Below are 23,870 nucleotides of genomic sequence, written 5' to 3' on the forward strand. Positions count from 1 at the left end.
GTCGTGTTGCGCCGCTGACTGACAGGGGCCCCGGATGGGTGACACGCTCGTGTACCCCATCTGGGGGGATTGCACGCGGCGGGTTGAAAGGCGTAGCTTTCGGCGAGGCCTCCATTTCGCCGAAACTGAGCATTGCTTACCTATCAATAGGCTCGGCTCGACGGATGACGGTTGTCACTGTTTACCCGCAGCTGCTCGGATCCTTTGGTGACGACGCTGCTTACCCGAGGGATAAATAGCTATGCGCAAGCCTGCCGCAATTTTCGCGACCCTGATAGTTGTAATCGGACTCATGATGGCGGGGCCGCTCGCCCCCGCTTCGGCGTTGTCGGCCGGCGTCGCTTTCAGCGCCGACGACCTGAGCACCTGGCAAGCCAACGGAACCGTCTACGGAGTAGCCTCCGTGCACGGCAAAGTCGTCGTTGGCGGCACGTTCTCGCAGATCCGGCCCCCCACGGGCGGCGCGGGAGCGGTGCGCAACCAGGGAACGGTGGCGATCTTCAACGCCGACACCGGTGCGCCGGACAGCTGCCAATTCGCGATTGCGCTGAACGGGGCGACCCCGACGGTTCGCACGGTGATCGCATCCCCCGACGGCAACACCATCTACATCGGTGGCAACTTCAGCTCGGTCGGCGGCGTCAACGTCGCGCGGGTCGCCGCGATCGATCCGGTGGCCTGCGTCGTGAAGCCCTTCAGGGCGGTCGGAGTCTCGTCCTTCGTCAACGGCATGGTCGCGACCTCAACCACCCTGTACCTGGCCGGTGAGTTCCAAAGCGTGGGCGGCCAGCCGCGGCTGCGCTTCGCCGCCCTCAACGCGACGACCGGGGCCCTGCTGCCCTGGGCGCCGGCGTCCGACAAGGCCGGCCGCGCAGTTGCGGTTTCGCCCGACATGACCAAGGTCGCGATCGGCGGCGACTTCGACACGATCAACGGTCAAGGTTCGCATTCGATCGCCGTCGTCGATGCCACAACCGGTGCGAATGTGCGGAACTATCCGCTCGGCTTCATCTCTCAAACCTCGGTCACCAAGACGCTCTGGTCTGACGGAACCTCCTTCTACGGCGGAAACGAGGGAACAGGCGGCGGTGTTTTCGACGGCCGTTTCGCCATCAACTGGACGACACTCGACCAGACCTGGCGTGACACCTGCTTGGGAGCAACGCAAGCAGTGCTCGTCTACCAGGGCACCCTATACTCGGCGAACCACGCGCACGATTGCTCATCGAACAACGCGTACCCCGATGGCAAGCGCTACTACTTCCTCGCGCAGAAAACCGACGATCCGACCCTGCTCGGCTGGTTCCCCACCGCGAATGACGGAATCGGCGAGGGCATCGGTCCGCGCGCTCTGACCGTGGCCACCGGCACGAGCGGCCAGAAGTACCTGTGGGCCGTGGGCGAGTTCACGCTGATCAACGGAAAAGCGCAGCAGAGCCTGACCCGCTTCGGCACCACGGATGTCGGTGCACCGCCGGCCCCGGTGGTTGCCGCTGAGGCGCTGACGTCCGGTGCCAATCAAGTTCGATTCCGCACGGTCGTCGATCCAGACGACAGCCTGTTGACCTACCGCGTTTACCGCGATAGCAGCGCCTCACCGATCTGGACCGGAACCGCCAGTTCGATGTGGTGGACTCGCCCGCAGGTGACGGTTGTCGACACGGCGGTCGTCTCAGGAACGAACTACTCGTATCGGGTGACGGCGAGCGACGGCACAAACACCAGTGCACTGTCGGCAGCGGTGTCCGCCCGCGCCGTGACGAAGAGCATCGACTACCCCGGCCAGGTCATCCAAGACGGGGCGCAGCTGTACTGGCGCCTCGATGAGACCGCGGCTCCCTGGGCGCAAGACAAATCAGGGGCAACGGTGTCTGGTCTCGGAGGGCTGTACAAGAACGGTGTGACACTGAACCAGCCGGGCGCGATTGCCGGCAGCTCCGACACGTCTGCGGCGTTCAACGGCACCGACGGATACATCTGGAGCGACCAGCAGAAACAAGGACCAACGACCTACTCGGTTGAGACGTGGATCAAGACGAACACGACAACCGGAGGAAAGATCGTGGGCTTCGGAAACGGTCGCCCGAACACCGGAAGCGGAGCCACCAACCTCAGCAACAGCTACGACCGCCACATCTACATGGACAATGCGGGTCGGCTCACGTTCGGGGTCTACACCGGGAGCACGCAAACCGTGCGAACGGCAAACGCCTACAACGACAACACCTGGCACCACATCGTGGCGACCCAGGGTGCCAACGGGATGAAGCTCTACGTCGACGGGCTGAAAGTCGGTCAGAACGGCACAACGACCAGCCAGTCCTACACCGGAAACTGGCACGTCGGTGGAGACACCCTCAACGGCTGGCCCAACCAGCCCAGCAGCAGCTTCTTCGCGGGTCAGATCGATGACACAGCCATCTACGGATCGGTTCTGACTCCGCAGCAGATCGCTCGGCACTACACGCTGGCCGGGGGTTCCCTCGCCGTGCCGACGGCTCCCGCCGACGCCTATGGTGCGCGAGTCTTCCAGGATGACGCTGATCTGTACTGGCGGTTCGACGAGTCGGCGGGTTCCGCGACCGCGAAGGACTCATCGTTCAGCGGCCAGTCGGCCGGTTCGTACGGACCCTCCGTCGTACTGCAACAGCCGGCAGCGATCCCGGTCGGCTCGAGCGTGGGGACGAACGGCACGGAAGCGGGTGTCGTCGCGACAACATCGCAGGCGTCGTCTTCGCCCCAGTTCAGTACCGAGGCCTGGTTCAAGACGACCACGGCAACCGGCGGCAAGATCATCGGATTCGAGAACACGGCGACCGGCTCTGGGTCGAACTATGACAAGCAGATTTACATGGCCGACAACGGTTCGATTTTGTTCGGCGTCTACGTCAACGGGTTCCAGCAGGTACAGTCCGCGCCGGGCTTCAACGACAACGCCTGGCATCACGCCGTAGGCACACAGGGCGGCGACGGCCTGAAGCTCTACATTGACGGGTCGCTCGTCGGCACCAACCCGACGACAACGAATCAGGCATACGACGGCTACTGGCGCGTCGGCGGCGGAAACCTCAACGGGTGGCCGGCCCAGCCGACCAACGCGTTCTTCGCCGGATCCATCGACGAGGCCGCCGTCTACTCCACCGCTCTGACGGCCGCTGCCGTCACCGCCCACTTCCAATTGGGCACCAACACGGCACCCGACAGCGAAGCGCCCAGTGTTGCGGGCGGGCTCGTCACGACGGTGACCGGTGACACGGTCTCGCTGACCTGGACGCCATCGACCGACAACGTCGGTGTGACGGGGTACAGCGTCTATCGCGGTGCGGCCGCTGACTTCACCGCCGATGCCACCACCAAGATCGCCGATACCGCAGCGGCGTCTTATTCGGATCCCGGACTGGCCGCCGGCAACTACTACTACAAGGTGGTCGCCGTCGATGCGGCGGCGAACCGTAGTGCGCCCTCGGCGGCAGTCGTCGGATCGATCACAGACACGACGGCGCCGAGCGCACCGACCGGGCTGCTGACGGCGGTGGCCGGAAGCTCGGTCACGCTGTCCTGGACGGCATCGACGGACAACGTCGGGGTGACGGGATACACGGTGCACCGCGGCGCGTCGGCGGGCTTCACCGCCGACGACTCAACGAAGATCGGGGCTGCTGCCGGAACGTCCTACACGGATTCCGGTCTTGCGGCCGGCGACTACTTCTACAAGGTGATCGCGCTGGACACGGCAGGGAACGCCTCGGCAGCCTCCGCCAGTGCGACGGCGACCGTGCAGTCCGCCCCACCCGCGACAGTCGTGCTGACCGTCAATCCGACTGAGGATGCGATGGTCTACCGCGTGCAGCCGACGACGAATTTCGGTTCAGACTCCCAACTCTCCGCGCGGGGCGACGGCGGCAACTCACCGATCGAGTCCTATCTGAAATTCGCTCTGCCTCCGGCCCCAGCCGGAACCACCCTGACCGGGGCGACCCTGCGGGTGCGAACCTCGACCGATCCCACTGCCGGATCGATCGACGTCACCAGCGTCAAGCTGGTGACCGGCGCCTGGGCAGAGGGAACCGTCATCTGGAACAACCGGCCGACCGGGCTCGGTGCCGACCTGGGAACCCTGAGCGGCACGACAGCGACGAACACCAACTACCTGTCGACGCTCAACGCAGCAAATCTGGCGGGTGCGACGGGCACGACGGTGTCGTTCGCGCTGATCGACTCGGGTGTCGACAACCTCCGGTTGTGGTCGAACAACTCGCCACAGACCGCGTACCGACCCCTGCTCACTCTCACCTACTCCCCGTGAGATCGGTAAACCCGATCGATTCGAACCTCGGGCCACGCCTGCGCGACGTGGCCCGGTTTCGACCCACTCACTCTTATCGATGACCGCTGAACCGAGGGACAGATTGACATGCGAAAGACGACCGCAACTCTGACAGCTTTAGCTCTGGTGGCCGCGCTTGCGCTTGTCACACCACCCGTGCAGTCCGCCTCAGCACTCTCGGCAGGAGTGTCATTCAGCGCCGACGACCTGCCGACCTGGCAGACCGACGGAGTGGTGTACAGCTCAGCATCGGTGCACGGCAAAGTCATTGTCGGAGGAACCTTCGCGCAGATCCGCCAACCGGAAGGGAGCGCCGGAGCGGTGCAGAACCAGGGAACCCTGGCCATCTTCAACGCAGAGACCGGCGAACCAGACAGCTGCCAACTCACAGTGTCGCTCGGCGGCGATACCCCCACCATCCGGTCGGTCATCGCGTCCCCTGACGGAAACACCATCTACTTGGGCGGCAACTTCGCTTCGATCGGCGGTGTCAACGTTCCCCGCCTCGCGGCGATCGACCCTGTCGCCTGTGTCGTCAAGCCTCTCCGCACCGCCGGAATCACCTCGTTCGTCTACGGGCTCGCCGCAACCGCGACCACGCTGTACCTCGCCGGAGAGTTTCTCACCGTTGACGGGCAAACCCGCAATCACTTCGCCGCCGTCGACGCCACGACAGGGGCGCTGCTGCCCTGGGCTCCCTCGGCAGACACGATCGGCCGCGCCATCGCGGTGTCACCGGATCAGACGAAGGTCGCAATCGGCGGTGACTTCCTCACCGTCAACGGTCAGAACTCGCATGCCATCGCCGTCGTCGACGCCACGACCGGTGCGAACCTGCGAAACTACCCCCTCGGATTCATCGTCAGAACCTCGGTGACAAAAACCTTGTTGACCGACGGAAACACTCTGTACGGGGGCAACGAGGGGAGCGGCGGTGGCGTCTTCGACGGCCGCTTCGCCATCGACTGGACCACCCTCGATCAGAAATGGCGAGACACCTGCCTCGGTGCGACCCAGGCGGTTCTCGCCTATCAAGGCACCCTCTATTCGGCGAGCCACGCCCACGACTGCAACACCAACAACGCGTTCGGCGACGGCAAGCGCAACTACTTCAATGCCCAGAGCACGCAGGATGGTTCGCTGCTCGGCTGGCATCCCACCGCCAACGACGGCATCGGGGAAGGCATCGGGCCGCGCAGCCTGACCATCGCCACCGGGGCGACAACGGGCAAGACCTATCTGTGGTCGGGTGGCGAGTTCACCATCATCAACGGCAAGGCCCAACAGGGACTCACCCGTTTCGGTCCCGACGACGTCGGAAAGCCTCCGCTCCCTGCCCCCATCGCAGAGGCGATGCCGAACGGAACCAATCAGGTGCGATTCCGTAGCGTCGTCGATCCAGACGACAATGTGCTGACCTACCGCGTCTACCGGAACGGTGCATCAGGCCCGATCTGGACCGGGACCGCCACGTCGCTCTGGTGGAGTCGACCACAGGTGACGTTCGTCGATGAGAATGTCACCGTCGGCTCGACCTACAGCTATCGTGTGACAGCCAGCGACGGGGTGAACACGACGTCGCTCTCACCCGCGGTGTCCGTGACGGCGGTCAACGCGACGACGGGCTATCAGAGCCAGGTCATCGCTGACGGCGCACAACTCTACTGGCGCCTCGATGACACGGCGGCAAACTGGGCGCAAGACAGGTCACGCCAGACCACGTCGGGCAAGAGCGGGCAGTACCTGAACGGGGTGACGCTCGGCCAGCCGGGTGCCATCACCGGCGACCCAGACACATCCGCTCTGTTCAACGGCAGCGACGGCTACGTCTGGAACGACCAGCAGAAGTCCGGGCCGACCTCGTACACGATTGAGACCTGGATCAAGACCAACACGAACCGGGGCGGAAAGATCGTTGGCTACGGTGACGGCCGGCCGCGGACCGACACGCTGGCGACTCAGCTCAGCTCTAACGTCGACAAGCAGATCTACATGGACAACACGGGTCGGCTGACGTTCGGAGTCAACTCCGGCGGGACGCAAACCATTCGCAGCGGGTCCGCGTACAACAACAACGCCTGGCACCACATTGTGGCGACGCAAGGCGCCAATGGAATGGCGTTGTACGTTGACGGTGTCAATGTTGGTCAGAACACGGTTGCGACCAATAGCTCCGCTGTCGGCAACTGGCATGTCGGCGGCGACAACCTCTCGGGTTGGCCGAATCGTCCGACGAGCAATTTCTTCGCCGGACAGATTGACGAGACAGCGATCTACTCTGCGCCGCTGAGCGCTCAGCAGGTTGCCCGGCATTACACGCTGGCGGGCGGGCAAGTGACGACGCCGACGGCACCGACCGACGCCTATGGTGCTCGGGTCTTCACCGATGACGCCGCGCTCTTCTGGCGGCTCGACGAGACGTCAGGAACCACGGCAAAGGATTCATCGTTCGCCGCGTCGTCGACCGGCACCTACGGAAGCTCGGTCGTCAAGCAACAGCCTCGCGCGATCCAGGTGGGGGCAGCCGTGCAAACGAACGGAAGCACAACCGGGCTGATCGCCACGAAGACGGCGGTGGCCTCTCCGCGAGAGTTCAGCGTGGAGACCTGGTTCAAGACCGCGACGACGTCGGGTGGAAAGATCGCCGGCTTTGAAAGCAGCGCAACCGGAACCGGGTCAAGTGCCGACAAGCAGATCTACATGACCAACTCGGGAGCGTTGGTCTTCGGGGTCAATTCGGGTGGCTACCAGACGATCCAGACCGCAGCGTCGTTCAACAACAACGCGTGGCACCATGTCGTCGGAACCCAGGGGGCGGACGGTCTGAAGCTGTACGTCGACGGAGTCGCAGTCGGAACCAATCCGACGACGACGAATCAGTCGATCACCGGGTACTGGCGCGCCGGCGGAGGCAACCTCACGAACTGGCCGTCGAAGCCGTCGAGCAACTTCTTCACAGGCACGCTCGACGAGTTCGCCGCGTACACGCGAGCTCTTCCCGCAGCCACCGTGCTGCTTCACTACCAACTCGGAACGAACACGGCCCCTGACGCGATCGCGCCGAGCATCCCTGCCGGGCTGTCGGGCACAGTCGCCGCCGGCACGGTGTCGCTGTCCTGGGCGGCATCGAGTGACAACGTCGCGGTGACCGGCTATGAGGTGCATCGAGGAAGCGATCCGGACTTCGTGACCGACGCATCCAACCGCATCGCGACACCGACCGCTGCGACCTACTCGGACGTGGGAGCGCCGGCCGGCGCGATCTTCTACCGGGTGAACTCCGTGGATGCCGCCGGCAACGTCAGCCGCGCCTCCGTCGCCACCTCGGTGACTGTGGCGGACTCCACCGCGCCGAGCGTGCCAGGAGGACTGACGGCGTCGGTCTCCGGATCGACGGTATCGCTGTCGTGGACGGCCGCAACCGACGACATCGGGGTGACGGGGTACTCGGTGTACCGCGGGCTGACGCCCACCTTCACCGCCGATGCCACCACCAAGATCACCGCGGCGGCCGGCACATCGGCCACCGACTCGGTCTTCACCGCCGGCGACTACTACTACAAGGTCGCAGCGTTCGACGCTGTCGGCAACACGAGTGCGGCCACGGCGGCTGTTCTGACCACGGTGGCCCCGACGTCGCTCGTCAAGACGGTCAATCCGACCGGCGATGCCATGGTGTTCAAGGCCCTGCCGACGACAAACTACGGCAGTGACACGCAGCTGTCGTCTCGGGGGCCGGATTCGAACTCCCCGATCGAGTCCTACCTCAGCTTCGCCCTGCCGACGGCGGAGCCGGGCACTGTGCTCGCCGGTGCGACACTGCGACTGCGCACGTCGACCGATGCGGCAGCTGCCTCGGCCGATGCACACACCCTCAAGCTCCTGGCGGGAGCATGGACGGAAGAAGCGGTCACCTGGAACAACAGGCCGACCGGGTTGGGCGCTGCGCTGGGCACGCTGTCGGGCGCGAGTGCGCTCAACACCAACTACCAGGTCGTGCTCGACGCCTCCCAGTTGGCCGGTCTCTCCGGCACCACGGTGTCATTCGCGCTCCAGAGTAGTGCGGGGTCTGACAACGTGCGGCTGTGGTCGAATAACTCAACGACGGCCAGCTACCGCCCGTTGCTCACGCTCAGCTATGAACCGGCCGACATCGTCGCCCCGAGCGTCCCCGGCACCGGCACGGCGGTGGTATCCGCAAGTTCAGTGTCGCTGAGCTGGCCGGCATCGACCGACAATGTCGCCGTCACCGGGTACTCGGTGCACCGTGGTTCGACCGCCGGCTTCGTGGCCGACGCGTCGAACAAGGTCGGGGATTCGGCAGGCACGACGTTCGTCGACACGGCTGTGGCACCTGGCACCTACTTCTACAGGGTGAGTGCGAGGGACGCGGCATCGAACGTGAGTGCAGCGTCTGACGCGATCTCGGCCTCCGTGCAGGAAACCACGCCCCCGTCTCAGCCCATCGGGCTGACCGCTGCCGTGACCGGGGACACGGTGTCTCTGAGCTGGACCGCATCGACAGACAACGTGGGAGTGACCGGGTACAGCGTGCATCGCGGGAGCACTGCCGGGTTCGAGGCCGACGCGTCGAACAAGATCGCCGATTCGACGGGAACCACAAGCGTTGACGTCCAAGTGGCGGCCGGTACCTCGTACTACCGAGTCATCGCGCGTGACGCGGCCTCGAACGTGAGCCCAGCGTCAGAGGCGGTGTCGGCAACGATCATCGATACGGTTGCTCCGAGCGCCCCCAACGCTCTGACCGCCACGGTATCGGCCGGAACGGTGTCGCTCGGCTGGGCGGCATCGACCGACAACCTCGCCGTCACCGGCTACTCAGTGCACCGCAGCGCGACCGCCGGCTTTGTCGCAGACGGGTCGAACAAGATCGCCGACTCCGCGGCGACGAGTTACCTTGATTCCACTCTGGCGGCGGGTACCTATTACTACCGAGTGGTCGCGCTCGACGCCGCAGGAAACTCCAGTGCTGCGTCGGCTGAGGTGGTGGCGACGATTGCCTCCTCGTCGGCGGTGCTCACGGTGAATCCGAGTGAGGATGCCATGGTCTACCGCGCGCAAGCGACCACCAACTACGGGGCCGACACCCAGTTGTCCTCCCGCGGCGACGGCGGCGGTTCGCCGATCGAGTCGTATCTGAAGTTCGCGCTTCCCGCAGCTCCCGCCGGCACGGTACTCACCGGTGCAAGCCTGCAGATGCGCACGTCGACGGACCCGACGGCGACCTCGGTGGACATCCAGACCATCAAACTGGTGACCGGTGCGTGGACGGAGGCCGGCGTCATCTGGAACAACCGGCCGACCGGGCCGGGCGCCGACCTCGGCACGCTGAGCGGTCTGGCGGCGACGAACACGAATTATCTGTCAGCACTGAACGCGACACAGCTCGCCGGTCTGACCGGTACCACCGTCTCGTTCGCCATCGTCAGCACCGGTGTCGACAACGCTCGATTCTGGTCGATCAACTCCCCGACGACGAGTTACCGCCCGCTGCTCACCCTGACCTATACGCCCCAATAACAATGACACGAGCAACTGCGGGGGAGGCCGCTGGCGCCAGGTTCGGGTCAGCGGCTTCCGCGCGCCTCGATCGGCGCACCTTTCTACTCCTGGGTGGGTCGGCCTTGCTCCTGACCGCCTGCCAGAGCGTGTCGCCGCAACCGCCTCCGCCCGTACCGGTGAAGACCACGGCCGCGCCGGCCCCGGCGCTGCACGACTGGACGATCGACGACCTCCTGGCCACACAACCGTTCTATGTCGCCCATCGTGGCTCGGGGGACAACTGGATGGAACACACCATTGACGCCTACTCCCGCGCGATCGCCCTGGGGGCCGGCGCGATCGAGGTATCAGTGAATTGCACAGCGGACGGGGTGCTGGTCTGCCACCACGACGCCACGACGAAGCGGATGACCGTCAGCGACCTGACAATCGCTGACGTCACCTATGCCGAGCTGTCCCAGCTTCGCAATGACTCCAGGGCTTGGTTGGGGCCTGCTGCGGCACTGCAGCCCATCCCGAGGCTGACCGACGTGCTCGATGCGTTCGCTGCCACTCACGTCATCTTCATCGAAGACAAGCAGGGAACGAATACGCAGGCGCTGCTCGACGTGATGAACGGCTACCCCGACCCGACCGCTCATTTCGTCTGGAAGCAGTGGGCGGGGGCCAAACAGCACGCCCTAGCCGCCCAAAACGGCTACCGAACGTGGGGCTACTTCACCGAGGATCTGTATGCACGCGTCGATGAATTGGCGCCCGAATTCGACTTTCTCGGCGTGTTCCACACCGAGAGTGACGCGCACATCGCGCAGGTGGTCGCCTCAGGAAAGCCGGTGATTGCCTGGGAGATTCATTTTCGCTCAATGCGGGAACGCATGAAGGGCCTCGGCGTCGCAGGGATGATGTGTTCGAACCTGCCGTACCTGACGGCGGTCTCGGCCGCGGCCCGCACCGACAGCTTTGCCTCCGGCCTGCGTGCGCCGGGGGACCTGCCGTGGACGACGGAACAGGGATGGTCGGTGCAACCGGTGCTCGATCCGGCCCCGGCGACGGTCGAACTCAACCATCGCGACATTCAGAGCTACCTGATGGGATCGATGTCGCCGATTGCGGTTGACGCGTACCGCATCACGGCGGAACTCTGTTGGCCGGATGCCGTTCCCGACCCGACCCAGCATGCGGGTCTCGCATTCGGGCTGGCGGATGACCGGGCCTACCGAGTGCGCGTGGCGGGCGAGTCAGCCGGCTATCACGTGGTCATCCGTGCGAACGGATCTGTCGAGTTGTTCCGTCGCTCGGCTCAGGCCGTCGATGGGACACTGCTCGGCCAGGTTCAGACGGCGCCAGTGGCGCCAGGCACGTGGGTGCGGCTTGACGTCGAAGTGAACGGCAACGTCATCCGGATCCTGCGTCTCGACGGAGACGGTTGGTCATTTGAGGTCAAAGACTCCACGTACCGGGGCGGATACTTCTGGCTCTGCAAGAACTACGTCGGTGGCCCCGGAGTCCAGTTTCGTTCCATCGTCGTCTCCTGAAGCCGTGCCGCGCGCCAGGCGGAGCAGAATTACCCGGAACTGTTCGATCGCGGGGGCGGCCGCCAGGGTTCGTTCGGTGAAAAGCCGTCCGGCGACCCCGTAGCTCGCCGCCAGTTCGGGGTCGGCACCGAGGTCTTCTGCTGCATCGACGAGGGCACCGGGCGCACCGGCATTCACCCGCAGACCGCCACCGGCCCTCTCGAGTTCTTCGGCGGTGATGCTCTCCGCATCGGTCGCCGCAATCACGGGGAGCCCTGTACTGAAATACGACGTCAACTTGCTCGGGACCGACATCTCGGTCAGGCCAGGTCGCTCGTTCACCAGCAAGATATCGGCGGCGGAAAGCACCGCGGCGAACTCGGCGTCGGGGAGCGGATCGACGAACTCGAGCCTCGGATTCGGGCCGAGGGCATGCAGCGCCGCGCGTTGGTTGCCGTCACCGAGAAGAACGAAGCGAACCTTGGAGCCCTGGGCTGAGGCGATTTCGGAGGCGTTGACGACGTTCTCGAGACCCTGCTTCGCTCCCATGTTGCCGGCGTGCAAAACGACGATGTCGTCGGGGGCCCAGCCGCGCGCGCGCCGCACGTCGTCGCGCCGGCCCGGATCTCCTGCTTCGACATGCGACCAATTGCGCACGACGTCGATCCGGTCGGCGCTGACCTGGAGTTCTTCGGTCAGATAGCGCTTGAATCGGTCATGGATGACCACAACGCTCGTCGCTGAGTTGAGAATTCGGCGTTCGAACCGGCGCAGCATTCGGGCGGGGAGCTGCCCGCCCGTGCCGCTTTCTTGCACGCCCAGGCTGTAGATGTCCTGCACCCAGATGCAGGTCGGGGTGTGACTGAGGCGTGCCTTCAGCACCGCGAGTCCGGTCGAGAACAAGGCCGGGGTGACGAGGAGAACCACATCCGGCTTCTTCCAGTTCGTCAGGATCGCGCGCAGTCCGAAGGTGAGCTCCATGACGAGACGGTTGGCCAGCCGGGGGCGGCGGGGAACCGGATGCCTCAGGCGAGTGAGCGTGACGGCCGCGTCATGCTCGACACGGCTCAGCCCGGTGTACCCGTCGTGAATGCGCCACTCGGGGTAGTGCGGGTAGCCGGTGATGACGTGAACCGGGAGATCTGCGTCGGCGAGACCTTCGGCGAGGCCGGACGTGTAGACGGCAATGCCCGTGAGCTCCGGCGCGTAGTTCAGGCAGAGTGTCGTGAGTCTCACGGGATCTGATGACATGACTCCCCGCTAGCCCTCTGCGCTCTGGCGATCGGTGTTCGCAAACCGGGGTTGTCTCGCCGTCAAGGCCGCCAGGGCCTGGCGGAGCGCTGTGCTCGAGGTGGTCACCGTGTAGGGAAAATAGACGACCTCGACACCGACTGCGGCGAACTCACGCTCCAGGCGATGGCCTCGAGACGTTCCTTTCCAATCGTCGCCTTTGAAATACACGTTGAAGCGCAGGCGCTCCCAGGTGTCGAGTTTGTCTTCTGCGGTCTCGGCGACCGCCTCGTCGACATAGGCGATGTGCCGCACGATCTCGAGGCGCTCGGCCAGTGGCACGATCGGCCGGGAGCCCTTCGTCTGCAGAAGCATCTCATCGGACACCACCCCGGCGATGAGGTAGTCGCACCCGCTCTTGGCGTGTTTGAGGATATTCAGATGACCGACGTGAAAGAGATCGAATGCACCGCCGGCATAACCGATGACACCGCTTCCCGCTCGGCTTTCCCCCTGCACATGCGCGCCCATCAGTACGCCCCTTCCGGCCGGAGCACCGTTTTGACGGTGCGCCAGATGATGATCATGTCCCCGGCCAGCGACCAGTTCTCGACGTAGTAGAGGTCGAGGCGCACGCTGTCTTCCCAGCTCAGGTTCGACCGCCCGTTCACTTGCCACATGCCTGTCAGTCCCGGCTTGATGTACAACCGGCGATGAACATGGGTCTCGTAGCTTTCGACCTCCTGGGGGAGTGGCGGACGCGGACCGACGACGCTCATTTCTCCGACGAGGATGTTCCACAACTGCGGTAGCTCGTCGAGGGAGAATTTGCGCAGCACCCGACCCACGCGCGTGATGCGCGGGTCGTTGCGCAGTTTGAACAGCACTCCCGACGCTTCGTTCTTGTCGAGCAGACCCGCAAGGTCATCTTCGGCGCTCGCGATCATGGAACGGAACTTGATGATGCGGAAGGTGCGTCCACCTCGCCCGCACCGTTCCTGCCTGAAGAGCACGGGGCCAGGGCTGTCGATCTTGACCAGGATGCCGATCACCAGCATGAGGGGAGCGAACAGGAGCAGAGCCATGCCGGAGGAGACGACATCAACGAGTCGTTTGAGCGCATGCTTCGCGCCATCGAAATGCGGGATCTCGACGTGGATGAGCGGAAGGCCTTCCACCGGACGAAAATGGATCCTGGGACCCGCGACATCCGTCAGCCGGCTCGACAGGACCAGCTCGGCCGTTGTGGATTCAAGCTCCCAACCGAGGTTGCGGATGAACTGGCTCCCCCCATTCGGCTGACCGGCCACCACGACGGTGTCGACGCCGAGCGCGGCGGCTGCCGCAGCAACGTGTGCGAAGTCGGCCACGACCGGCACGCAATGGCCACCGACGGTGACGCTGCTCGGCTTCTTCTCGTCGAGCGCCGCACCGACAACGAAGTAGGCGGCCCCTGACTTCTCGTCGATCTGACCGACGACGTATTCGACATCTTCGCGATTTCCGACGACGATGGCTCGAGCCAGGTAATGCCCGAAACGCCGCTGACGAAGCAGCCAACGCCGCCAAAGCCACCGGTCGACGAGCAGCCCGACGACACCGAGCGGGAGCGCGAGCATGAAGTAGCCCCGCGCGATGTCGATCTGGAGGATGAGAAAGCCGATGGCAAGCAACCCGAATGTGAGCGCACTCGCATTCATCACCTGGCGGTATTCGGCCGCGCCCACTCCGACGACTCGGGAATCGCGCGTGTGGAAGATGCCCAGGGCGAGAATCCACGCGCCGGCGATGAGCGCCGAGATCGTCAGATAGTCGGCTCTGATCGTTCCGAAGGGCGCGCGCGGGTCTGAGATGCCGAAGCGGAGGATCAATGCGGCGCCGACCGCGCCGAGAATGATGCTCATGTCGGTCAGCTGCAGTCTGGCCCGATATCGTCGAGCCCACGGAAGGCCAGAAGACAGGGCATCGACCGGCGGCAGAAAGACAGCCTCCGGCGGGGTGGGTGTTGCCGGAATGAGATGAAGAGCTGGTCGAGTGGGGGCGGGAGCGCTCGCCACGGGAAGGCGTGGCTTGGGGTCGGTCATCCGGCAGTCACCCCCGCGGGGACACCGCGCGGGTGTTGCGTTCGAGGGTGAGACGTGGGTGCGTCTTCCCTGTTGAAATCGGACTTATTGAGTCGACAAAGTCGTCGACACATCGAGGATGTGTTCACGGGCCATTCCCTGCAATTCGGGTGTACAGGTGATGTATCGGACAGTGCCAGTCGGCGGACTAGGGGGCCACCGGCTGACTCCTATGAATAACCTGATGAAGTCTCAGTTACCCATGGCTGTGACACTACTCCGAATCAAGTCGGCCGCGCTGTACCCACATTGGGGGGTGAGTGCCGGCGGTCACGGGCTGCTAGGGCTGGGCCGGAGAAAGGCCTTGCGCTGCGGCGGGCCGGCTGTGCGAGCGGGGCGGTGTTGCTGGCCGGGGATGTCGGCGCGATCGGCGGGAATCACGATCACGCGAAAATGGCACAAAAAAAGGCCACCCCCAGTAGAAGCCTGGAGATGGCCAAGTGGCTCCGACCGGCATCGATCCGGTGACCTTTCGATTTTCAGTCGAACGCTCTACCAACTGAGCTACAGAGCCTCAAAAACTGCTTCGAGAAGCCGCTTTCTAAGGCAAAAGCCCTTCCTCTCAGAAGGGCTTTCATCCTTTGCGACCCTGACGGGACTTGAACCCGCGACCTCCGCCGTGACAGGGCGGCACGCTAACCAACTGCGCTACAGGGCCTCGATGTAGACGAGTCTACATTTAGATTTGGTACTGCATTTACTGCCTGAGTTTCACAAGCCGAGTTCTTCAACTCGAGTGCTTCGCTCAGTGTTCATATTACTCTACTGCGTATTCAATTGTGTGACCCCAACGGGATTCGAACCCGTGTTAACGCCGTGAAAGGGCGCCGTCCTAGGCCGCTAAACGATGGGGCCGAGAGGTCACAATGTGCATGACTTCCGACGCATAAGCATACGCAGAGTTGAACCAAATGCCCAAATCGAGAACCGCCTGGCGTGTCGCATCGGTCGGAATCGGGTTGCGCGCTCATAAAGGCTGATTTGACGACCCTCGGCAAATGGTCGAAGGTTTTCTGCGCTGCCGGGATAGATTCGGGATTCTTGCTGGGCGAGTGTTGCCTGGAGTTGTTACTGTGAAAAATAACGACGCGAGTGACAGAAGTCGAGATCGCCCGAACGGGGAGTTATGAACCGGATGCCGACCGCACTGGGCACGAAGGCGCGGAAAAGTCGCGCACGCTTCCTTTCAGTGTTCGGGCTAGCGACATCGCTTGTTCTCGCATTCAGCTTGATTGTGCCGTCGGGCAGTGCGCAGGCCGCCGAGTACCCGACCTGGCAGGATCTCGAAAACGCCAAGTCGAACACCGCGGCAGGCGAAGCGCAGGTGCAATCGATCAAGGCGCTTCTGGTGAGTCTGCAGACTGAAGTTGAGCGCACCGCAGCCGAGGCGCTCGCGCGAAGCTCCGAGTTGCAGGCCGCGCAAGACAAGTTCGACGAGGCCGCGCGCCGGGCCACTTCTCTGCAGGAGCAGGCCGACGCAAGCAAAGCGACAGCGACGACCGCAACGCGTCAGGCCGGCCAGTTGGCCGCTCAGCTCTATCGCAGCGGCGGCACCGATCTCAGCGTCAATTTGATTCTCGATGGAACTGGCTCAGGCGAAGGGGCGACCGAGCTACTGTCGAAGCTCGGCAGCATGAGCAAGCTCGTGCAGCGCAGCTCTGAGGTCTACGCCCAGGCACAAACGGCCACGAACGCGGCGCAGTCACTCGGCGACCAAGCCGTCGTCGCTCAGGCCGAGCGCGAGAAGCTGCGTATTGCCGCTGAATCGGCAATGGCTGCTGCCCAGGTGGCATCGGATGCGGCCAACGCCGCACTGGCTGAGTCGGTGACGAAAAAGGCCGAGCTCGAAGAACAGCTCAAGTTCTTGCAGGACGCTCAGGCGACGACGGCCGCCGGCTATGAAGCCGGTGTGGCGGAACGCGCGCGGATTGCCGCGGAAGCCGCTGCCGCGGCGGCCGCGGCTGCCGCTGCGGCGGCAGCAGCCGGAGGCGGCGGAGGCGGAGGCGGCGGCAGCCCTGGCGCCGGTCTCGGCGGCGGATACATCAGCTCACAGGGCTGGGCGGTTCCGGGCAGCGGACGCATCACCGACGTGTTCGGTCCGCGGCCGGTCATCTGTGGTGGCGGTAGCTGCAGCGGCGGATATCACTCAGGTACCGACATCGGAACCGGCTGCTATTCGCCGATTTATGCGGCACACGATGGAACTGTCACGTACTCTGGCCGAAACGGAACCTACGGCAACTTCATTCTGATCGAGCACGGCAACGGCGTGGCAACCGGCTACGCGCACATCCGTGACGGAGGGCTGTTCGTGGGCGTCGGCGATCAGGTCGCTGTCGGGCAGAACATTGCAAGCTCCGGTACGACCGGTGCGTCGACGGGCTGCCACCTGCACTTTGAAGTTCGAATCGACGGGCAACGCGTTGACGCCCAACCATTCATGGCATCGATGGGAGCACCCCTTGGCTAACAACAAGACTCGACCGCTATCGCGGGTAAAGCCGGCCACCCTGTTCGCGGCGGTCGCCGTGGGCGCGGTGACGGCATCCATCGGCATCACCGCTCCGGCCGCGATTGCGGATCCCGGTTACCCGAGCTGGGACGAGGTGGCAAAGGCCAAGGAGAGCGAGGCCTCGAAACTCGCCCAGATCGAAGCGATCTCCGGCCTGCTCGACGGACTGCGCGCAACCGCTGAAGCCGCGACCAAGACGTCGTTGATGGCCGCTGAGGCCTATCGGGTGACCCAGGACAAGCTCGACGCTGCGACGAAGCGGGAAGACAGCCTCACGGGTCAGGCCAAGGCAGCGCAGGCCGCCGCTGAGACCTCGAAGATGCGCGCGGGCCTGATCGCCGCGCACCTCGCCAAGTCGGGCGCGCAGGATCTGTCGGTCAAGCTGTTTCTCAATGGCGGCTCCGCGGACGAGCTGCTACAGCAGCTCGGAACCGCCAGCAAGCTCAGCGAGCAGTCGGCGACGATTTACCGCACAGCGGTGCAAGACAAGAACGAGGCGACGTCGCTCGGCGATCAGGCGAAGGCGGCCACCGCGGAGCGTACTCGGCTCGCGGCCGAGTCGAAGTCGACGTTCGACACGGCGAACAAGGCGGCCCAGGCCTCCAACGCCGCGTTCGAGGCCGAGCAGAAGAATTCGAACGAACTCTACGAACAGCTCGCGCTCTTGAAGGACACCACGGCGGCTGCGGAACGCGACTACCGCTCGGCTCTCGAAGCCAAAGCGGCAGCCGACGCGCTGGCAGAGGCCGAAAAGGACAAGCCGGGTCCTCCGCCCACAAGCCCCAATCCGTCGAACCCGACTCCTTCGAACCCGACTCCTTCGAATCCAACTCCCTCCAACCCGACCCCGTCGAATCCGAGTCCGGCGGATCCGACCCCGCCGGTCGTCAACCCGCCGGTCGTGACGCCACCGGTTGTCACTCCGCCGGTCGTGACACCGCCGGTCGGGGAGCCCAACGCCGGCGCCGTTCAGACCGCGGTCGCGTTCGCCAGTGCGCAGCAAGGCGATCGCTACGAATTAGGCGGCTCAGGGCCCGATGCGTGGGACTGCTCTGGATTGACCAAAGCGGCCTACGCTGCGGCGGGAATCTACATCGGCACCCACTCGGCAACGAACCAGTATTACGAGATGGCCGCCCAGGGAAAGCTGCTTCCGTTCTCGCAGGCGCAGGTCGGGGACCTCGTCTTCTGGGAAGGCAGCCCTGGCGATTTCTACCACGTGGCGCTCTACATGGGCAGCGGCATGATTCTCGAGGCGCCCGACTACGGAAAACCGGTGCGCATCCACTCGATCTGGAGCTGGGGCGACGTCGCCGGCTACGTCGGGCGTCCGACCGCTTAGCCAGAACCATCCGGGTGTATCCCGCGAGTTGTCAGAGAAGGCCCCATGGATTCGATCCATGGGGCCTTCTCTGACAACTCGCGGGCGGGGATGCGCCGCGAGGGCAAGCGGGGAGGCTAGTGACCCTCGGCTGCCAGCTTCGCGATGCCGTCGCGAATGATCTGGTCGGCCTCAGCGGCGTCGCCCCAGCCCTCGGTCTTGACCCACTTGTTGGGCTCGAGGTCCTTGTAGTGCTCGAAGAAGTGCTCGATCTCCTTGCGGGTGTACTCGGGGATGTCGTTGACGTCCTGGATGTGATCCCAGCGCGGGTCGCCGGCCGGAACGGCGATGACCTTGGCGTCTGAGCCGCCGTCATCGGTCATGTTGAAGACGCCGACCGGGCGGGCCTTGACTCCGACGCCGGGGAACAGCGGGTAGTCGAGCAGCACGAGCACGTCGACGGGGTCGCCGTCGAGGCCGAGCGTGTTCTCGAAGTAGCCGTAGTCGGTCGGGTAGACGAAGGTCGTGTAGAGCACGCGGTCGAGGTAGACGCGACCCGTCTCGTGATCGACCTCGTACTTGTTGCGGCTGCCGCGGGGGATCTCAATGACTGCGGTGTATTCGGCCATGGCCTGTTCTCCTCTGATTCAACGTGTGTGATTCAACGCTTCTGGTTCAACGTGTGACATCTGCGTGATCGACGGCCGACTCCCTCGCGCGGGTGAGCGCATCCGGATGCCGTCATGGCCGTCGAAGTCTGGGGATAACGTTACTGGATGGACTCTGAACGCCGCCCGCGACTGACCCCCGCCATCGCCGACGTGCGCCGTGCCGTGCGTGAGGCGCTCAGCGCGGCCCTTCCCGGCACGCTCGGCTCGCCGGGGGGCTCCCCATTCGACGGAGATTCTGGGCGACACGCCGCAGAGTCGGGGGTGCAACCGAGGTTTTCTAGCGAAATCTCCGTCGAACGGATGGTGCTGGTCGCGCTGTCGGGCGGCGCCGATTCGCTTGCGCTGGCGGCGGCGACGGCATTCGAGGCGCCGCGCGCCGGTCTGCGCGCCGGAGCGGTGATCGTGGATCACGGGCTGCAGGCCGGTTCGGCCGAGGTGGCCGCCGCGGCCGCCCGGCACGCCGAGGCACTCGGCCTCAATCCGGTTCTGGTGCGCCGGGTGCAGATTGACGGTGCAGGAGGAGACGGGCCGGAAGCCTCGGCCAGGGCCGCCCGGTATGCCGCGCTCGACGCGGCACGCGCCGAAACCGGGGCCAGCCATGTACTGCTCGGCCACACCCTCGATGACCAGGCCGAAACCGTGTTGCTCGGACTGGCGCGCGGGTCAGGCGCCACGAGTTTGCAGGGGATGGCTGCGGTCGCCGGGCCGTATCTGCGACCGATGCTCGGCATCCGTCGTGACTCCACCCGACAGTTCTGTGTCGATGCGGGGCTTGCGCCGTGGGATGACCCGCACAATCTCGATCAACGCTATGCCCGGGTGCGGGTGCGCAGCAGCGTGCTGCCGACCCTGGAAGCCGAGATCGGCCCCGGGATCGCCGAGGCGCTCGCGCGCACGGCAGATCAGTTGCGCGAGGACTCTGCCGCGCTCGACGCAATGGTGGTCGAGATCATCGAGGAGATCTGCGAACCGGCGGAGGCCGGCATCGCGGTGTCGGTCGGAGTGCTGGCCGCGAATCCGCCGGCCTTGCGCCAGCGCATTGTCAGGTACATCGTCGAGAGTGAGTTCGGCGTGTCGCTCGAACGCGTGCACACGCTCGCCGCCCTCAGCCTGGTGACCGATTGGCACGGACAGAAACCGCTCGACCTACCAGGCGTTAGAGTTAATCGTCAGGACGGAATGCTGGTCTTTTCCGCACCGGGCACACCACCGAGCAAAGGACTCTTTCGTTCCCATGGAACCTCGCGACATTGACGGCGACCTCACTGAAATCCTGATCGACCAGGAGCAGATTCGCGCTCGCCTGGCCGAGATGTGTCGCAGCATCGAAATTGACTATGCCGACAAAGACGTGCTGCTCGTCGGTGTGTTGAAAGGCGCGGTCATGGTCATGGCCGACCTGGCCCGCGAACTGACGTTGCCGATCACCATGGACTGGATGGCCGTCAGCTCCTACGGCTCCGGCACCTCGTCCAGCGGAGTCGTGCGCATCCTGAAGGACCTCGACACCGACCTCACCGGTCGCCACGTTCTGATCGTCGAAGACATCATCGACTCGGGCCTGACCCTCTCGTGGCTGCTCGCCAACCTCAAGTCGCGCGGCCCGGCATCCGTTGAGGTGTGCGCGTTGCTGCGCAAGCCAGAGGCGGCAACCGTCGACATCGACGTCAAGTACGTGGGCTTCGACATCCCGAACAAGTTCGTCGTCGGCTATGGCCTCGACTACGCGGAGAAGTACCGCAACCTGCGTTCGGTGGGAATTCTCGCGCCGCACGTTTACTCCTAAGGCCCACGGCCGCATCGGCTCGAGTCGGTAGGTTTCCTGGCTCGGGGCTCCCGCCTTTCGCGAGGCTGCGCCTCGCGCACGTTTACTCCTCAACCTCGCCTTCGCACCGCCTCATTACCGGTTCGCCGAGAAACTGTTCCCCTCACGGCGAACATGCGGCATTCGTTCAGTGCGGGGGCGGTAGCCTGTGAGCACCATGAACGTCAAGAAGCTTCTTCGCGGCCCGCTCCTCTACATCGTGCTTGCTGTTATAGCGGTGTGGGTGGGCTCGAGCCTGCTGACAATGTCGGGATTCAAAGAAGTCACGACCCAGCAGGGTCTTGAGTTTCTGAAAGACGGCAAGGTGAGCGAGGCGACGATCATCGACGGCGATCAGCGCGTCGACCTCACCCTCGCCAAAGCCGACGACAAGTTCGGCAAGCAGGTGCAGTTCTACTACGTGGCGCCGCGTGGCACAGAGGTCGTTGAGGCCGTGACCGCCGCGAACCCGAAGGACGGATTCACCGACGAGGTGCCGCAGGCCAACTGGTTCCTGTCGCTGCTCGGCATTCTGCTTCCCGTTCTGCTGATCGGTGTGTTCTTCTGGCTGATGCTCTCGGGTATGCAGGGCGGCGGCAACAAGGTCATGCAGTTCGGCAAGTCGAAGGCGAAACTTGTCACGAAGGAGTCACCGCAGGTGACCTTCGCGGATGTCGCCGGTGCCGACGAGGCCATCGAAGAACTTCACGAGATCAAAGACTTTTTGAAAGACCCCGCCCGTTTTCAGGCGGTGGGTGCCCGTATCCCGAAGGGCGTGCTGCTGTACGGTCCTCCCGGAACCGGCAAGACGCTGTTGGCCCGCGCTGTCGCCGGCGAGGCCGGCGTGCCGTTCTACTCGATCTCAGGTTCTGACTTCGTCGAGATGTTCGTCGGTGTCGGTGCCAGTCGCGTGCGTGACCTGTTCCAGCAGGCGAAAGAGAACGCTCCGGCGATCATCTTCATCGATGAGATCGACGCTGTCGGTCGTCACCGTGGCGCCGGAATGGGCGGCGGGCACGATGAGCGTGAGCAGACGTTGAACCAGTTGCTCGTGGAGATGGACGGCTTCGACGTCAAGGCGAACGTCATCCTGATCGCTGCGACCAACCGTCCGGACATCCTCGACCCCGCCCTGCTGCGCCCGGGCCGCTTCGACCGTCAGATCGGTGTTGACGCACCGGACATGCTCGGCCGCAAGCACATTCTCGAGGTGCACGCCAAGGGCAAGCCGATGGCTCAGGGTGTCGACCTCGAAGTGCTCGCCCGCAAGACGCCCGGTTTCACCGGTGCCGACCTGGCCAACGTGCTCAACGAGGCAGCGCTGCTGACCGCCCGCTCCAACGCTCAGCTGATCGACAACCGTGCCCTTGACGAGGCAGTCGACCGTGTGATGGCCGGCCCGCAGCGTCGCACGCGCATCATGCGCGACAAAGAGAAGCTGATCACCGCCTATCACGAGGGCGGTCACGCCCTGGTGGCCACGGCGATGAACAACACCGATCCGGTGACAAAGATCACGATCCTTCCGCGTGGACGTGCCCTCGGTTACACGATGGTGATGCCGCTCGAAGACCGCTACTCGGTCTCTCGCAACGAGTTGCTCGACCAGCTCGCCTACTCGATGGGCGGCCGTGTCGCCGAAGAGATCATCTTCCACGACCCGACCACCGGCGCATCCAACGACATCGAAAAGGCCACATCCACGGCTCGCAAGATGGTCACCGAGTTCGGCATGAGCGCGTCAGTCGGCCCGCTCAAGCTGGGCCAGGCATCCGGAGAAATGTTCCTCGGACGCGACATGGGACACCAGCGCGACTATTCGGAGCGTCTCGCTGAGCGCGTCGACACCGAGGTGCGCGAGCTGCTTGAGAGCGCACACGACGAGGCCTACCTGGTGTTGAACCAGAACCGCGAGATTCTCGACCGCCTGGCCCAGGCGCTGCTCGAGCATGAAACGCTCGACCAGGTCGCGCTCGCCCCGATCTTCGAGGGTGTCGTCAAGCTGCCCCCGCGCCCGCAATGGCTCTCCAGCGACAAGCGCCCGGTCTCTGACCGTCCGCCCATCGCCATGCCGGCGCAGAAGGCTCCGATCGATCCGGGAGCCGTCGACGGCGGGATCTCAAGTGGTGAGGCGGCCGACGCCAAGCCCAAGCGCGAGCCCAACCGGGCACCGCGTCCCGCTACCGCCTAGGCCGCCGTGGCAGTCGACAAGGCACGCGTCGAGGCCGCCGTCGCAGAGATTCTTGCCGCGATCGGGGAAGACCCCGGTCGCGCCGGTTTGGAGTCAACACCGCGGCGTGTGGCCGAGGCGTACTGTGAGTTTTTCGCCGGAATCGGCACAGATCCGCTCGATCACCTGACCGACACCGTGGCGGTGGGCGAGCACACCGGCGAGCTGGTGCTGTTGCGCAATCTGGTTTTCCGGTCGATCTGTGAACATCACCTGCTTCCGTTCCACGGCATCGCTCACCTGGCCTATCTGCCCGGTGAGCGCGTCGTCGGGCTCGGCCGGCTGCCCGCCGTGCTCGAAACCCTGGCCGCCCGACCGCAGATGCAGGAACGACTGACCGAAGAAATCGCCGATGCCCTGCAAACAGGTCTCGACCCGCAGGGGGTGCTCGTCGTTCTCGACGCGGTGCACGGCTGCGTGTCGGCTCGTGGCCCGCGCCAAACCGGCAGCTCGACCGTCACCCTCGCCTCGCGTGGCGTGCTGACCGACCCCATCGCCCGCGCCGAGATCATGGCACTGATCGGAGCCGGCGCATGACGCTGATCGCTGTGGTCATGCTGGGGGCTGTCGTATGACGCTCATCGCTGTGGTCATGCTGGGGGCTGTCGTATGACG

Annotated in this window: 13 protein-coding genes and 3 tRNA genes; 9 read left to right on the forward strand and 7 right to left on the reverse strand. The window is 64.6% G+C overall.

Annotation, left to right across the window (positions count from 1 at the left end; all coding sequences use genetic code 11):
• Positions 1–241 precede the first annotated feature (241 nt).
• The 3 genes from ABD791_RS15645 (at position 242) to ABD791_RS15655 (ending at position 11,385) form a co-directional block, all read left to right on the forward strand.
• The gene (locus ABD791_RS15645) at positions 242–4,306 is read left to right on the forward strand and encodes a LamG-like jellyroll fold domain-containing protein (protein ID WP_345068408.1); all 4,065 of its coding nucleotides are present in this window, start codon (positions 242–244) and stop codon (positions 4,304–4,306) included.
• Positions 4,307–4,483: 177 nt separating this feature from the next.
• On the forward strand, positions 4,484–9,868 hold the full coding sequence (locus tag ABD791_RS15650) for a LamG-like jellyroll fold domain-containing protein (RefSeq protein ID WP_345068410.1): 5,385 nt from the start codon (positions 4,484–4,486) through the stop codon (positions 9,866–9,868).
• A gap of 2 nt (positions 9,869–9,870) precedes the next feature.
• Positions 9,871–11,385: a glycerophosphodiester phosphodiesterase gene (locus ABD791_RS15655; RefSeq protein WP_345068412.1), complete on the forward strand. Its 1,515-nt coding sequence runs from the start codon at positions 9,871–9,873 to the stop codon at positions 11,383–11,385.
• On the opposite strand, the gene ABD791_RS15660 is transcribed toward ABD791_RS15655, so the two are convergent.
• The 6 genes from ABD791_RS15660 to ABD791_RS15685 form a co-directional block, all read right to left on the reverse strand.
• Entirely contained in the window at positions 11,281–12,600 is a 1,320-nt protein-coding gene (locus ABD791_RS15660) for a glycosyltransferase family 4 protein (RefSeq protein ID WP_345068414.1), read from the reverse strand. The two genes, ABD791_RS15655 and ABD791_RS15660, sit on opposite strands and share 105 nt — an antisense overlap.
• Before the next feature lie 24 nt (positions 12,601–12,624).
• Positions 12,625–13,125: an FAD synthase family protein gene (locus ABD791_RS15665; protein ID WP_345068416.1), complete on the reverse strand. Its 501-nt coding sequence runs from the start codon at positions 13,123–13,125 to the stop codon at positions 12,625–12,627.
• Complete coding sequence (locus ABD791_RS15670) at positions 13,125–14,678, reverse strand: sugar transferase (RefSeq protein WP_345068418.1); 1,554 nt, start codon at positions 14,676–14,678, stop codon at positions 13,125–13,127. The genes ABD791_RS15665 and ABD791_RS15670 overlap by 1 nt, the downstream gene beginning before the upstream one ends.
• 480 nt (positions 14,679–15,158) lie before the next feature.
• Positions 15,159–15,231: transfer RNA gene (locus ABD791_RS15675), tRNA-Phe, on the reverse strand.
• A 70-nt stretch (positions 15,232–15,301) separates the two neighbouring features.
• Positions 15,302–15,375, reverse strand: a tRNA-Asp gene (locus ABD791_RS15680).
• A gap of 124 nt (positions 15,376–15,499) precedes the next feature.
• A tRNA-Glu gene (locus ABD791_RS15685) sits at positions 15,500–15,572 on the reverse strand.
• Positions 15,573–15,852: 280 nt separating this feature from the next.
• On the opposite strand from ABD791_RS15685, the gene ABD791_RS15690 reads away from it, so the two are divergent.
• Together ABD791_RS15690 and ABD791_RS15695 are read left to right on the forward strand one after the other, a co-directional pair.
• Positions 15,853–17,187, forward strand: coding sequence for a peptidoglycan DD-metalloendopeptidase family protein (locus ABD791_RS15690; RefSeq protein WP_345068420.1), 1,335 nt, complete (start codon positions 15,853–15,855; stop codon positions 17,185–17,187).
• On the forward strand, positions 17,180–18,571 hold the full coding sequence (locus tag ABD791_RS15695; protein WP_345068422.1) for a C40 family peptidase: 1,392 nt from the start codon (positions 17,180–17,182) through the stop codon (positions 18,569–18,571). Before ABD791_RS15690 ends, ABD791_RS15695 begins: the two co-directional genes overlap by 8 nt.
• A gap of 116 nt (positions 18,572–18,687) precedes the next feature.
• On the opposite strand, the gene ppa is transcribed toward ABD791_RS15695, so the two are convergent.
• Positions 18,688–19,179 carry an inorganic diphosphatase gene (ppa, locus tag ABD791_RS15700; RefSeq protein WP_345068424.1) on the reverse strand — a complete coding sequence of 164 codons (492 nt, stop codon included), beginning with the start codon at positions 19,177–19,179 and terminating at the stop codon, positions 18,688–18,690.
• Positions 19,180–19,326: 147 nt separating this feature from the next.
• Between ppa and tilS the strand changes: the two genes are divergently transcribed.
• From tilS to folE, 4 genes are all read left to right on the forward strand, one after another.
• Positions 19,327–20,475: a tRNA lysidine(34) synthetase TilS gene (tilS, locus tag ABD791_RS15705; RefSeq protein ID WP_425562262.1), complete on the forward strand. Its 1,149-nt coding sequence runs from the start codon at positions 19,327–19,329 to the stop codon at positions 20,473–20,475.
• On the forward strand, positions 20,456–21,007 hold the full coding sequence (gene hpt, locus ABD791_RS15710; RefSeq protein ID WP_345068426.1) for a hypoxanthine phosphoribosyltransferase: 552 nt from the start codon (positions 20,456–20,458) through the stop codon (positions 21,005–21,007). The genes tilS and hpt overlap by 20 nt, the downstream gene beginning before the upstream one ends.
• Positions 21,008–21,203: 196 nt before the next feature.
• A complete protein-coding gene (ftsH, locus tag ABD791_RS15715) occupies positions 21,204–23,216 on the forward strand; it encodes an ATP-dependent zinc metalloprotease FtsH (RefSeq protein ID WP_345068428.1) in 2,013 nt (670 codons plus the stop codon).
• A 6-nt stretch (positions 23,217–23,222) separates the two neighbouring features.
• Complete coding sequence (gene folE / locus ABD791_RS15720; protein ID WP_345068430.1) at positions 23,223–23,792, forward strand: GTP cyclohydrolase I FolE; 570 nt, start codon at positions 23,223–23,225, stop codon at positions 23,790–23,792.
• Positions 23,793–23,870 lie beyond the last annotated feature (78 nt).

The organism is Glaciibacter kafniensis (assembly GCF_039538945.1).
In the GTDB taxonomy this organism is placed as follows: Bacteria; Actinomycetota; Actinomycetes; order Actinomycetales; family Microbacteriaceae; genus Cryobacterium; species Cryobacterium kafniensis.

What these genes read in the sequence shown, in the direction of transcription:
- ABD791_RS15665 (WP_345068416.1), bottom strand. Translation starts at nt 13,125, where the DNA reads ATGGGCGCGCATGTGCAGGGGGAAAGCCGAGCGGGAAGCGGTGTCATC.
- tilS (WP_425562262.1), top strand. Translation starts at nt 19,327, where the DNA reads ATGGACTCTGAACGCCGCCCGCGACTGACCCCCGCCATCGCCGACGTG.
- ppa (WP_345068424.1), bottom strand. Translation starts at nt 19,179, where the DNA reads ATGGCCGAATACACCGCAGTCATTGAGATCCCCCGCGGCAGCCGCAAC.
- ABD791_RS15645 (WP_345068408.1), top strand. Translation starts at nt 242, where the DNA reads ATGCGCAAGCCTGCCGCAATTTTCGCGACCCTGATAGTTGTAATCGGA.
- ftsH (WP_345068428.1), top strand. Translation starts at nt 21,204, where the DNA reads ATGAACGTCAAGAAGCTTCTTCGCGGCCCGCTCCTCTACATCGTGCTT.
- ABD791_RS15670 (WP_345068418.1), bottom strand. Translation starts at nt 14,678, where the DNA reads ATGACCGACCCCAAGCCACGCCTTCCCGTGGCGAGCGCTCCCGCCCCC.
- ABD791_RS15655 (WP_345068412.1), top strand. Translation starts at nt 9,871, where the DNA reads ATGACACGAGCAACTGCGGGGGAGGCCGCTGGCGCCAGGTTCGGGTCA.
- ABD791_RS15690 (WP_345068420.1), top strand. Translation starts at nt 15,853, where the DNA reads ATGCCGACCGCACTGGGCACGAAGGCGCGGAAAAGTCGCGCACGCTTC.
- hpt (WP_345068426.1), top strand. Translation starts at nt 20,456, where the DNA reads ATGGAACCTCGCGACATTGACGGCGACCTCACTGAAATCCTGATCGAC.